We start from the raw sequence: 12,756 nt of genomic DNA, 5'->3' as shown, positions 1-12,756 counted from the left end.
TCCGAGGTTTTTTGCTATTTGCAATCAACGGTAATCCATTTCTCTGCCCATGCTTGTACAGCATGCAAAGTTTGTTCTAAATCGCGGCCCTGCTCAGTTAATGAATATTCAATTTTTACTGGAATTTCAGGATAAACAGTACGATTGACTAACTTCAATTGCTCAAGTTCTTTCATTCTGTCCGCAAGGACTTTGGCACTTAAATGGGGAATTAACTCAGACAGGTCAGAAAATCTTTTTGGACCATCTAAGAGGCATCTTATAATAAGACCTGTCCATTTTTTACCTAATATAGAAAATGCTATTTCATAACGAGGACATAGTGAAAACTTATTCATGATAAATCAACTCCTTCCAATATAATAATAACATATTTACTTGACAAAAGTAAGTACGTATATTATGATACTTACATAAAGTAATTAAAAAATAAAAAGAAAGTAAATAGAAAGAGGCTATTAGTATGAAATACAGCTATTATGAAGTTAGTTTATTGGTTTTAAGACTAGTATTTAATATATTTAACAGCAGCAGTAGCACTTATATTGTCAGGCAGTTATTTGTTTAATATAGATAATTTGCTGCAGAAAAAATTAAATAAAAATTAACTTTACGTTTAAACATTACTAAAACGATGTGGATAATATGGAAAGAATGCCGATTTTTTAAGGTAATTGACTTATTATATGATTAATAATACGGGCAGTTAATCCCCAAATAATACCTTCTGGTGTTTTGTAAACAAAAATAGGCTGTTTAAAAGTTCCCCAGGCATTATGATAACGAGGCGGCAAGCCAATTCTTTTCGCTGGTAGAAATGTAATAATTTTATGGGGTGAATTTATAAAGGGATGATTTTTTACCATAACACTATATTTTTCTGGTGGATTGTTTTTAAAATACGATAACGGTAAAGTAAAGGCATGATCAACTTCATTACTGTCAATTTGGACATCTGCCAGAGTATAATCAGCAGTTCCAATAAATATATCGATAGTTTTGCCAATCGATAAACATAAGGTGTCTAATTGACCAATTATGGAGATGTTTTTAGCGTTAAGACCAAGTTCTTCTTCGGTTTCACGCAATGCAGTATCCTGCATGGAGTTATCTAAACTGCTGTCAAACTTGCCGCCGGGAAAACATATTTCATTGGCTTGGGAAATAAAAGCACTTCGCTGCTGCAATAATAAATGGTATTCGTTATTTATTGAAAGCAGCAGTACAAGTACAGCAGCATTTATGTAATCATCTTTTCCCAAAATACCAGGCACAGCGGGTATTATTTTTTTTATATTTTCTAAATCGCTATTTAACATATGTATAACCTCTGGAATATATACGTATTTATAAAATAACCCCTCAGACGGCTTAAGCCGCCAGCTCCCCTAAATGGGAGCCTGTTGGGATAGAGCGTATATGTAATAGTAGCTAAAATTATAGCATTGAATCAAGTAGTATTTTTTAAGTGAATACTACTTGATTTGGTATATATGGTTTGTAAGCCGTTCCTTGCACTGTGTGTACTACATTTCTGCTTTGCTTACTACATTTCTAAGCACTGAAGTGCAAAGAACTGTAGCAAGGGAAGGTGGCTTGGCGTAGCCAAGTCGGAAGGGTTAAATTAGTGTATGTAAATTTATTCGGTAATAATCAATGCCATAAATACAAGATTGCTGTCACCGGTGTTTTCAATGCCATGATATTCACCATCTGGGCAAAAGGTGGTATCGCCAGACTGCACAGTAATTTCTTTGCCATTATCATTATAAAGGCCGGTTCCTTCAATTATATGATAGGTTTCGTTATTGCCGACATGCTGGTGATAACCGAGCGAGCAATGCGGTTCTAAGGTTACTTTGGCAAACATTTGGCATTTATCTTTCATTTCAGCAGGAGTTATTAAATGCTCGATTAGTATATGGCCTTTACCGCCAGCTTTTTTTTCAGCACGGATGATTTCTTGTTTTTTCATTAACATAATACAACGCCTCTTTACTAAATTTTATTAATTTGTGATAATATAATATATAATATTTCGTGATTGGCGAAAAATATCCTTGTGGGGGAATTGGATTAATGATTTATTTGTTGAAATTCGGGGCGAGTTTTATTTTACCGCCGGGAATTTTTATAGTAATGTTTATGTTGCTGGCTCGATGCTGCTATAAAAAAGGAAAGAGCAGAATTGCTGGGACAATTTTTATTATAACATTTCTTTTGTATGTATTATCAACAGGCTGGGTGGCAGAAAATTTGGTTGGAAATTTAGAAAACATATATAATCCGCCAGCATATCCTACGGGAGATGCTATTATTATGCTGGGGGGCGGAGCTACATTAGATAGACCTGATGTAACAGGGGTTGGAGAATTGCGTAGTGTGCCGGCAAATCGTCTGCTTACGGCAGTTAGACTGCAAAAAATACTGCATGTGCCAATTATTGTATCAGGCGGACAGGTTTATGAGGATAGTGGCAAGGAAGCTGTTATAGCTAAACGTGTATTGATGGATTTAGGTGTGCCGGAGAATAAAATATTAGTAGAAGATAAAAGTCTTAACACTAAGCAAAATGCTGTTTATTCTGCAAAAATTCTGCAGGAGCATTGTTTGGAAGAGCCATTGTTGGTAACATCTGCATTTCACATGCGCCGGGCTGTGCTTAATTTTAAACAAGCCGGTGTTGCTGTGACACCTTATCCAGCAGATTATTTCAGTAATAAAGAGCACGTATTTCATTATAATAAATTAGCACCGTCAGCCGCGGCTTTAGCTGATACGGAAATGGCACTACAGGAAAATCTCAGATATATTGTAGCAAAATATTTAAAGTTTTAATTATAAATTTATTGTAAAAAAAAAATAATTTTGCAAATTTTACTTCTTTATGCTATTATGACTCAGATAATAAATGATTATTTACAATAAAAATATATTGGACTTGGTGAATATAATGACAAGAGATTTGACAGTAGGCGGACCGGCTAAGCTTATTTTTTCTTTTGCTGTCCCGCTGATAATAGGTAATGTTTTTCAACAGATGTATGCATTGGTTGATACATTATTAGTGGGAAGATTTTTAGGAGTAAGTGCATTGGCCGCTGTGGGCTGTTGCGGCAGTCTGATGTTTTTAATGATCGGTCTTGTTTTGGGTTTCACCAATGGATTGGCTATTTATACAGGTCAACGTTTTGGTGCAGGTGATATGGCTGGTGTACGTAAAAGTGCAGCAGCATGTTTGGCGATTTGTATAGTTACAGCGATTATTTTGACGAGTATTGGTATGTTTATAGCAAAGCCGATGCTGCTGTTTATGAATACCCCAGCAGCAATACTGGACAATGCCTATTCTTTTATAAGCATTATTTATGCAGGTACGACGGTAACTATTATGTTTAATATGCTGATGAACTTTATAAGAGCATTAGGAGATAGTCGTACGCCTTTATATTTTTTGATTTTTGCAACGGTTATTAATATATTATTGGAAATCATATTTATATTATCTTTGGGGCTGGGAATTGCCGGTGCGGCTGCGGCAACGGTTATATCTCAGTTGTTGTCAGCAATTTTATGTTTTATTTATATTGCAAAAAAAATGCCGATACTGCGTTTTAAAAAAGAAGATTGGCATATGAATGGAAATTTTATTTGGCAGCATCTGCGTATTGGGATTCCTATGGGATTTCAGGCTTCAATAATTGCCGTAGGTGCGATTATTTTACAGATAGCCTTAAATGGTTTGGGTGAAATAGCAGTGGCGGCTTATGCTGCGGCCCAAAAAATTGACGCTATAGCAATTATGCCAATGATGTCATTTGGCATGGCCATGGCGGCCTATACGGCACAAAATTATGGTGCGCGAAAAATAGACAGAATTAATGACGGTGTAAAAAAATGCATGTTTATGTCTGGGGGCTTTGCGCTAGTTATCGCAGTTATCTTAATAACGTTTGGTCCTGTTATGTTGGAACAATTTGTTGGTGCCAGTGAACAAAAGGTTATAGAATATGGACATTTATATTTAATTATAGATGGAATAAATTATATTGTTTTATCATTTCTATTTATTTATCGTTTTACTTTGCAGGGATTGGGACAAAGTATTGTGCCGACAATAGCAGGTGTTATGGAACTTATTATGCGTGCTGCCGCGGCAATCTTTTTGGTAAAAATCTGGGGGTATACAGGAGCTTGTTTTGCCAATCCCTTGGCTTGGATTGGTTCATGTGTGCCGTTAGCAATAATGTATTATTATACTAAAAAACATATTTTGAATTATGATAAGTTATAGTAAACGTTTAACTTTTCTGCTATAATAGTAATGCGTATAAACTTTTAAAAGGAAATTTACCGTTATATAGAGAATATATATTAAGGTTTTTATGTAATTTTTTAATAAGATATATTTGTTTGAAAAATTAAATAAGAGGGGAATAATGCATAATGGAATTAAAACGTACAGCTTTTAAAGCATATGATATTCGTGGAAAGTATCCAGAAGAAGTAAATGAGGAATTAGCCTATCGTATAGGAAGGGTTTTCGCAAAGTCATTTGCGGCTAAGAAGGTAGTTGTCGGACATGATATACGTTTGTCTGGACCTGATATAAGAGATGCTTTGGTACAGGGACTTACTGATATGGGCTGTGATGTTATCGATATTGGTCAGTGCGGTACTGAAATGATTTATTTTGCTACATATTTTTGGCAGCTTGATGGCGGAATAATGATAACCGCCAGTCATAATCCTAAGGATTATAATGGTATGAAATTAGTACGCGAGGGAGCCCGCCCAATAAGCGCTGATACTGGTCTTAAGGATATAGAAAATAAAGCAATTGCTGGCGAACTTGGTGAAATAGCAGCAACAAAAGGTTCTGTAGAGCAAAAGGACATTATGGCTGATTATGTTGACCATATTTTGGCTTATGTAGATAAAAAAGATTTAAAACCGTTAAAGATAGTAGTTAATGCTGGTAACGGAGCCGCAGGTCCGATTCTTGACGAAATGGAAAAGGCATTGCCTTTTGAGTTTATTAAAATAAATAATGAGCCTGATGGTAATTTTCCTAATGGCGTACCTAATCCCATTTTGCTGGAAAATCGTGTAGCTACAGCTAAAGCTGTACGCGAAAATAATGCTGATGTTGGTATTGCCTGGGATGGTGATTTTGACAGATGCTTTATTTTTGATGAAAAAGGCGATATGATAGAGGGGTACTATATAGTAGGTTTCCTAGCTAAGGCTTTTCTTGATAAAAACCCAGGAGCAAAGATAATTTACGATCCACGCTTGATATGGAATACTATTGAGATTGTTGAAGAAGCTGGCGGAATACCAGTTATGTGTAAAAGTGGACATGCCTTTATTAAGGAAATGATGCGCAAGGTTGATGCTGTATATGGCGGTGAAATGTCAGCCCATAATTACTTCCGTGAATTCACATTTTGTGATAGTGGCATGATTACCTGGCTGCTTGTTTTAGAATTAGTGTCTAAAGCGAATCAGCCATTATCAAAGATGTTGGCTGAACGTATGCAGCGCTACCCGATAAGCGGTGAAATAAACAGCACGGTAAAAGATGGTGCTGCGGTTATGCTGAAAATGGAAGAATTATATGGACCTAAAGGACAGGTTGATAAAACAGATGGATTGAGCGTAGCTTTTGCTGACTGGCGCTTTAATCTGCGGATATCCAATACAGAACCGGTCATTCGTCTAAATGTCGAAGCACGCGGTGATAAAGAATTATTGGATGCCAAAACAAAAGAATTATTAGAAATAATAAGAGCGTAAAAGAAAATATAGGATTGGATTTGTAATTTATGCAGAAAAAGATAAGAAAAGCTATTATCCCGGCAGCTGGTCTGGGGACACGTTTCTTACCAGCGACTAAGGCACAGCCCAAGGAAATGCTGCCAATTGTTGATAAACCGGCAATACAGTTTATTATTGAAGAAGCCATTGCCTCTGGTATTGAAGAAATTCTGGTAATAACGGGACGTAATAAGCGTTCAATTGAAGACCATTTTGACCGTTCTTTGGAACTTGAACTGCAGCTTAAATCCAAAGGTAAATATGAAATGCTTAAGACTATTGAAGAGATATCGAGTATTTCCCTGCATTTTATTCGGCAAAAAGAAGCGCGTGGCCTTGGGCATGCTGTATTATGTGCTAAACAGTTTGTCGGCAATGAACCGTTTGCCGTATTATTAGGCGATGATTTAGTTGATGCGGAAGTGCCATGTTTAGCTCAATTGATAAAGGCTTATGATGATTTAGGCGGCAGTATTTTGGGAGTACAAAAGGTAGCACACGATCAGGTATCTAACTATGGTATAGTTGACCCTGAGCAGGTAAATGACAATGTTTGGCTGGCTAAAAATTTAGTTGAAAAACCAGATATTGACAAAGCACCTTCTGATCTGGCTGTATTGGGTCGCTATATATTAGATCCAGAGATTTTTAAAATTTTAGAGCATACCCAGCCGGGCAGTGGACATGAAATACAGTTGACAGATGCCATTTGTGAACTGGGGCGCAACCAGAAGGTTTATGCCCTTAATTTTGCCGGACGACGCTATGATATTGGCGATAAAGAAGGATTTTTAGAAGCCACTGTAGAGCAGGCGCTAAAAAGACCGGAATTACGTGATCGTTTTATGGCTTATTTAGTGAAATCTATTGGGCCATTATTGAAATAAATGTTCATCTATTAAGAAGAGGGGTATATTAGTAATGAGTTTAAAGCTAGAATCAGGATTTGAATTTGATTAAATGGGAGCCGCACACTCGTGACTTTGCTCGTGAGTTAGGCGACCAAACTAGTCAGTATGTATAGAAATATGCATATAGAGATTGGCAAAAAACCAATCCAATACTGCTTGAAATGCTGGAAACTCCTAAAGACAGTATAGCCACAACGCTAAGATGAAATAAACTCAAACGTGACGGCGACGAAAGTAGAAAAAATATACTGTATGGTGCAAGGTTAAACCCTAAACACTAAGAAAATGGACAATCAGCAGGAAAGCTCCGAACAGGAGAATCCCCAACGACTATTCCTCTTGAGGGAAGTACGGTCAAGCGACCGGAAGTGGGCAGACCTTAACGGATAATGCCGAAGGACAAGATATAGTCTGTGCTTTATGGAAACATAAAGGAGTTCATAAGAGAACCGCATAGGAAGCAGCGAACCTGTGTGAACGACACCTCCCCAATACGACTAAAAAAGAACTTACGATTCTTATATATGTTACTATGAAAAACTTGCTTTTCTAAAGCCTGCATGTTATTTTTAAGGTAATCAGGCGATAATCTTGTAAAGATGAAAAGAAAAGTGAGTACGTTATGGAAAAAGCCTTCAAATTTAGGATATATCCCAACAAAATACAGGAAATACTGATACAAAAAACATTTGGCTGTGTAAGATATGTCTTTAACCACTATCTCGCTATGCGAATTAAAGCATATCAAGATGATAAAACAACACTTACATTTTCCAAGTGTTCAAGAAATTTAACGCAGTTAAAAAAAGCGAACATCTGGCTGAAAGAGCCGGATAAATGTTCCCTACAAAACTCGTTAAAAGACCTCGATACGGCCTATCAGAATTTCTTTAAGCGTAAAAATACTGGCTTTCCTAAATTCAAGTCAAAAAAGAACAGGCATAAATCTTACAAGACAAACTTTACTAATGGCAACATTGAATTTTTGGGAACAAAGATAAAACTTCCCAAGCTGGGTAAAGTAAAAATAAGAGACAAACAAATACCACAGGGCAGAATATTAAACGCTGTAATATCACAAACGCCCGATGGTAAATACTTTGTATCTCTATGTTGCACCGAAGTAAAAAAACCTGTTTTTAAACGAACTGACAACTATGTCGGTATCGACCTTGGCTTAAAAGAATTTGCAATTACATCCGATGGCGATAAATATCCCCGTCATAAATACCTCAAACAGTCACTGGAAAAACTTGCCAAACTGCAAAGACGCTTGTCCCGAAAAACAAAGGGCAGCGCAAACAAAAATAAAGCAAGAATCAAAGTGGCCAGACTACAGGCACGTATTGCAAATCAGCGAAAAGATATGCTGCATAAACTCTCGCTCAAACTTATAGAAAACTATGATGTTATCTGCTTAGAAGACTTACAAGTAAATAACATGCTGAAAAACCACAAACTTGCCCGTAGTATTATAGATGCCAGTTGGTCAGAATTTATCCGCCAGCTAAAATATAAAGCTCAGTGGTATGGCAAAGAAATAATGCAAATAGATAAATTCTATCCATCAAGTCAGATTTGTCATAATTGTGGTTATCAAAATAAAGAAATAAAAGACATTACTATAAGACATTGGGAATGTCCTGAATGCAAATCGCATCACGACAGAGACATAAATGCCGCTATAAACATTCGCAATGAAGGATTAAGAATTTTAAACACAGCAGTGTAATAACATATATAAGAACCGTAGGAACTACGGGGATAGCCTGTGGAGATAATGTAAGACGTGTTTTTTGCGCAACTATCTGTGAAGCAGGAACCCCGCGACTTTAGTCGTGGGAGGTTCAGTATGACAATCTTTTTGGTGATAATGGTGTAACAAAAAATGATGTAGAAGAATTGATGCCAGAGATAAAAAAAGCGCATGAAGCTATGGATGTAATGCGTAAGACCGGTGTTATCCACGCGCATTTATCAAAAGATGGTACCCCAGAAAAAGTATTATTCAGCCAATTACCTTATATTGAAGAAGGTAATCTTAATTCCCCGGAATCAATTGCCCGCTTGAAAAAATTTGGTGAATCAGCACGTAATCGTGTTGATGCTGTTGTTTCACTTGGTATTGGCGGCTCATTCTTAGGCAATAAAGTACTGTTTGATGTACAATGCGGCAGTTATTGGAATTTAAAAACTAAAGAAGAACGCAATGGCTATCCAAAAGTGTTCTTTAGCGGCAATAATATTGACCCGCGCAGCACAAAAGATTTAATTGATTATATAAGCCATGCTGCTGATATGGCAATGAATCATGATAAAAAGAATCCGCACAAATATACAGTAATGCTTATTTGTATTTCCAAGTCAGGTGGTACACTTGATACCATGTCTAACTTTATGGTTATTTATAATGCTTTAAAAGATAATCCTAATGTGGAAATAGAAATTGTTGCTGTTACCGATCCTAATGAAAAGAAACCAACCTTACTTAAGAAAATGGCTATGGAAAATAATTGGGAAAGCTTTGCTGTACCAGATGGTATTGGTGGACGTTTTACTATTTTCTGTGAAGTAGGTTTGGTATTAGCAGCTGTTACCGGTTTTGATATTGAAGCATTTTTGGAAGGTGCTAAGCAGATGGATATTGCTTGCCAAAATGATGATATTTGGCAGAATCCGGCTATGCTTAATGCAGCACTTAAATATATTGCAGCTGAAAAATATGGACGCGATGAAGAAGTAATGATGCCATACGGTGATTATTTGGAATCTGTTTCCATGTGGTATATCCAGCTGCTTGCTGAATCTTTGGGCAAACAGTTTGATAAAGATGATAAAGAAGTTTGCTATGGTCGTACACCAATCGTAGCATTGGGTACACGTGATATGCATTCTCAGACCCAGCAGCATCAGGAAGGCAAGCTTAATAAAATTGTTCAATTTATCCGTATCAATGAATGGGATAATGATATAACAATTCCTAATGCTTTCCCTGAAGCGCAGAAATTATCCGATATTTCCGGTGTAACAATGGGTCAGGCTTTGGAAGTTGCCCGTCAGTCCAATGCTGATGCGCTTACTTCTAATAAACGTTTTAATGCGTTGTTCAGCATGCCTAAACTGGATGCATTTAATCTTGGACAGCTGCTTTATATGTTGGCTATGTCTATAGCTTATGAAGGCGAATTGGCTAATGTTGATGCATTTAATCAGCCAGGCGTTGAAGCCTATAAACGTATTATGGGACCAAAACTTCAGGAAGTAAAAGCACAAAATAAATAATATGAATTAACTTAAAAAGGCTGCCGCACATTAATAAATATGTGTGGCAGCCTTTTTTTGCAATTTGAAAGATATTTATGTAAAAGAGGAGGTACTATGAGGTAGTGATAAAAAAATTTATGTAATAAGTAGGTTAATTCCTCAGGCAATTAAACCTGTCAGTTATCTTGGAGTAGAGCTGTATATTGATTAGAAAAACAATATTAGTTATGATATGGTTTAAAAGCCGTCCCTGTAGGGAAGGTGGCATTGTGAAGCAATGACGGAAGGGTTAAGAAATAAGCTAGTTAACCCCTCAGTCAGCTAAAGCTGCCAGCTCCCCTATGGGGGAGCCTTTGGGTATTAAATAGTAATATGTATGCAGCAGACTCATTATTTTTTATCTTATAAAAAATTCGGTAATAAAAATAAATGATTAAATGTAAATTTATATAAGTTAACTATGGAAAAAGATTATTTTTTAATATATAATGTTCATATTAGAGTTTATTTATAGATGATTTGGGAGTGAATACTTTGCCGGATGAAATAAAAATAAAAGGCGCACGTGCGCATAATTTAAAAAATATAGATGTTACTATTCCGCGTGATAAGCTTGTAGTTATTACAGGTTTATCGGGCTCAGGAAAATCTTCTTTGGCGTTTGACACTATCTATGCTGAAGGTCAAAGACGCTATGTGGAATCATTGTCTTCTTATGCCCGACAGTTTCTTGGACAGATGGATAAGCCGGATGTTGATTATATCGAAGGTTTGTCGCCGGCAATATCAATAGACCAGAAAACAACCAGCCGCAATCCCCGTTCGACAGTGGGAACGGTAACTGAAATATACGATTATCTGCGTTTATTATTTGCTCGTGCCGGTAAACCACATTGTCCTAAATGCGGTAAGCCGATAGCACAGCAAAGTGTTGACCAGATTTTGGATAGTATAATGAGTTTACCAGAAAAAAGTAAATTAATGATTATGGCTCAGGTAGTCCGCGGTAAAAAAGGTCAGCATAAAAAATTATTGGAAGATATCAGAAAACAGGGCTATGTACGTGTCAGGATTGATGGTAATATTATTGATATTAATGAAGATATTGAGCTGGAAAAAAATAAGAAACATACGATTGAGGTTGTTATTGACAGATTAATTGTGCGGGAAGGCATGGAGTCAAGACTGGCAGATTCAGTAGAAACGGCATTGGAACTAGGCGATGACATTGTTTATGTGCAGGTAATCGATGGTGAGTTATTAATGTATAGCCAAAATTTTGCCTGTATTGACTGCGGTATCAGCCTGCCGGAAATTGCACCAAGGATGTTTTCCTTTAACAGCCCATATGGAGCTTGTCCTGATTGTGATGGATTAGGCAGTCGGCAGGAGTTTGATTTGGAACTCGTTATGCCCAATAAAAATATGCCCTTTGCTGATGGATTATTTGCCCCATTATCAAAAAATCCAGCGTCGTATGCGATGTGTCAGATAGATGCTGTGCTTAAAGTATATGGCTATACACTGGATACACCGTGGACAGCAGTAAAAAAGGATGTGCAGGAAAAATTACTGTACGGGACAGGTGAAGAACAGTATAGTTTTTCCTATGAAAACATGTTCGGCGAACTAAAGGAATATCATACAAGCTTCGAAGGTGTAATGCCCCTGTTAGCCAGACGCTATCGGGAAACAAATTCCGATGTGATGCGTGAAGGCTATGAGGCATATATGAGTACAACGCCATGTCCTACCTGTCATGGCGCACGATTAAAGCCAGAAGCATTATCGATAACTATTGGCGAGAAAAATATCAATGAAGTAACAAATATGACAATAGAGGAAAATCATAAATTTTTTGAAGCACTGCAATTGGATGAACGTGATAAAATTATTGCGGCGCAGATATTAAAGGAAATAGATGCCCGCTTAGGTTTTTTGCTGAATGTGGGGCTTGATTACCTTACTTTAAGTCGGGCGGCCGGAACTTTATCCGGTGGCGAAGCCCAGCGAATAAGATTAGCAACGCAGATTGGTTCAGGGCTTATGGGTGTTTTATATATTCTTGATGAGCCGAGTATTGGACTGCATCAGCGTGATAATAATCGTCTGTTAGCAACGCTTAAGCATCTACGTGATTTAGGCAATACCTTAATAGTTGTGGAACATGATGAAGATACCATGTATGCAGCTGATAATATTATTGATATTGGACCGCTGGCCGGAGCTAATGGCGGTAAGGTAGTAGCTCAGGGAACAGCTGAGGAAATAAAACAGGTAGAAGCATCCATGACCGGGCAATATTTGAGTCGTAAGAAGTTTATTCCAGTGCCGCTTACAAGGCGCCAGGGAAATGGCAAATATATTGAAGTGATTGGTGCAGCTGAAAATAATTTAAAAAATCTGCGGGTAAAATTCCCACTAGGTGTTTTGACGGTAGTTACAGGAGTATCTGGTTCAGGTAAATCAACCTTGGTAAATGAAATTTTATTTAAGGGATTGGCAACAGAATTTTATACAGCAAAAGGTAAGCCGGGCAAGCATAAAGAAATAAAGGGAATTGAAAATATCGATAAGATAATTGATATCGACCAATCACCTATTGGTCGTACACCACGCTCTAATCCGGCTACTTATACCAGTATATTTGATTAAATGGGAGCCGCACACTCGTGACTTAAGTCGTGAGTTAGGCGACCAAACTAGTCAGTATGTATAGAAATATGCATATAGAGATTGGCAAAAGACCAATCCAATACTG

At 37.1% G+C, this 12,756-nt stretch carries 10 protein-coding genes; 7 read left to right on the top strand and 3 right to left on the bottom strand.

Annotation, left to right across the window (positions count from 1 at the left end; all coding sequences use genetic code 11):
• Nucleotides 1-14: 14 nt before the first annotated feature.
• From HNR32_RS09530 to HNR32_RS09520, 3 genes are all read right to left on the bottom strand, one after another.
• Complete coding sequence (locus tag HNR32_RS09530; protein ID WP_183862044.1) at nucleotides 15-338, bottom strand: winged helix-turn-helix transcriptional regulator; 324 nt, start codon at nucleotides 336-338, stop codon at nucleotides 15-17.
• 327 nt (nucleotides 339-665) lie between these two features.
• A complete protein-coding gene (locus HNR32_RS09525) occupies nucleotides 666-1,319 on the bottom strand; it encodes an NUDIX hydrolase (protein ID WP_183862042.1) in 654 nt (217 codons plus the stop codon).
• Nucleotides 1,320-1,639: 320 nt separating this feature from the next.
• A complete protein-coding gene (locus tag HNR32_RS09520; protein ID WP_183862040.1) occupies nucleotides 1,640-1,981 on the bottom strand; it encodes a cupin domain-containing protein in 342 nt (113 codons plus the stop codon).
• Nucleotides 1,982-2,079: 98 nt separating this feature from the next.
• On the opposite strand from HNR32_RS09520, the gene HNR32_RS09515 reads away from it, so the two are divergent.
• The 7 genes from HNR32_RS09515 (at nucleotide 2,080) to uvrA (ending at nucleotide 12,650) form a co-directional block, all read left to right on the top strand.
• Nucleotides 2,080-2,838: a YdcF family protein gene (locus HNR32_RS09515; protein ID WP_183862039.1), complete on the top strand. Its 759-nt coding sequence runs from the start codon at nucleotides 2,080-2,082 to the stop codon at nucleotides 2,836-2,838.
• Nucleotides 2,839-2,953: 115 nt separating this feature from the next.
• Nucleotides 2,954-4,294 carry an MATE family efflux transporter gene (locus tag HNR32_RS09510; protein ID WP_183862037.1) on the top strand — a complete coding sequence of 447 codons (1,341 nt, stop codon included), beginning with the start codon at nucleotides 2,954-2,956 and terminating at the stop codon, nucleotides 4,292-4,294.
• A 152-nt stretch (nucleotides 4,295-4,446) separates the two neighbouring features.
• Complete coding sequence (locus HNR32_RS09505; RefSeq protein ID WP_183862035.1) at nucleotides 4,447-5,799, top strand: phosphohexomutase domain-containing protein; 1,353 nt, start codon at nucleotides 4,447-4,449, stop codon at nucleotides 5,797-5,799.
• Nucleotides 5,800-5,828: 29 nt separating this feature from the next.
• The gene (gene galU / locus HNR32_RS09500; RefSeq protein ID WP_183862033.1) at nucleotides 5,829-6,707 is read left to right on the top strand and encodes a UTP--glucose-1-phosphate uridylyltransferase GalU; all 879 of its coding nucleotides are present in this window, start codon (nucleotides 5,829-5,831) and stop codon (nucleotides 6,705-6,707) included.
• 646 nt (nucleotides 6,708-7,353) lie between these two features.
• The gene (tnpB, locus tag HNR32_RS09495; protein WP_183862031.1) at nucleotides 7,354-8,463 is read left to right on the top strand and encodes an IS200/IS605 family element RNA-guided endonuclease TnpB; all 1,110 of its coding nucleotides are present in this window, start codon (nucleotides 7,354-7,356) and stop codon (nucleotides 8,461-8,463) included.
• Nucleotides 8,464-8,636: 173 nt separating this feature from the next.
• Nucleotides 8,637-10,013: a phosphoglucose isomerase-related protein gene (locus tag HNR32_RS09490; RefSeq protein WP_183862029.1), complete on the top strand. Its 1,377-nt coding sequence runs from the start codon at nucleotides 8,637-8,639 to the stop codon at nucleotides 10,011-10,013.
• Between the two features lie 516 nt (nucleotides 10,014-10,529).
• Nucleotides 10,530-12,650, top strand: a complete 2,121-nt coding sequence (gene uvrA / locus HNR32_RS09485) for an excinuclease ABC subunit UvrA (protein ID WP_231038053.1) — start codon at nucleotides 10,530-10,532, stop codon at nucleotides 12,648-12,650.
• Nucleotides 12,651-12,756 lie beyond the last annotated feature (106 nt).

The sequence above is a fragment of the Pectinatus brassicae genome, from assembly GCF_014201835.1.
GTDB lineage: Bacteria > Bacillota > Negativicutes > Selenomonadales > Selenomonadaceae > Pectinatus > Pectinatus brassicae.
The sequence above is the reverse complement of the archived record's forward strand: the minus strand, read 5'-3'. Positions and strand labels throughout refer to the sequence as shown.

What these genes read in the sequence shown, in the direction of transcription:
- HNR32_RS09505 (WP_183862035.1), top strand. Translation starts at nt 4,447, where the DNA reads ATGGAATTAAAACGTACAGCTTTTAAAGCATATGATATTCGTGGAAAG.
- HNR32_RS09525 (WP_183862042.1), bottom strand. Translation starts at nt 1,319, where the DNA reads ATGTTAAATAGCGATTTAGAAAATATAAAAAAAATAATACCCGCTGTG.
- HNR32_RS09520 (WP_183862040.1), bottom strand. Translation starts at nt 1,981, where the DNA reads ATGTTAATGAAAAAACAAGAAATCATCCGTGCTGAAAAAAAAGCTGGC.
- HNR32_RS09510 (WP_183862037.1), top strand. Translation starts at nt 2,954, where the DNA reads ATGACAAGAGATTTGACAGTAGGCGGACCGGCTAAGCTTATTTTTTCT.
- HNR32_RS09490 (WP_183862029.1), top strand. Translation starts at nt 8,637, where the DNA reads ATGCCAGAGATAAAAAAAGCGCATGAAGCTATGGATGTAATGCGTAAG.
- galU (WP_183862033.1), top strand. Translation starts at nt 5,829, where the DNA reads ATGCAGAAAAAGATAAGAAAAGCTATTATCCCGGCAGCTGGTCTGGGG.
- HNR32_RS09515 (WP_183862039.1), top strand. Translation starts at nt 2,080, where the DNA reads ATGATTTATTTGTTGAAATTCGGGGCGAGTTTTATTTTACCGCCGGGA.
- tnpB (WP_183862031.1), top strand. Translation starts at nt 7,354, where the DNA reads ATGGAAAAAGCCTTCAAATTTAGGATATATCCCAACAAAATACAGGAA.
- HNR32_RS09530 (WP_183862044.1), bottom strand. Translation starts at nt 338, where the DNA reads ATGAATAAGTTTTCACTATGTCCTCGTTATGAAATAGCATTTTCTATA.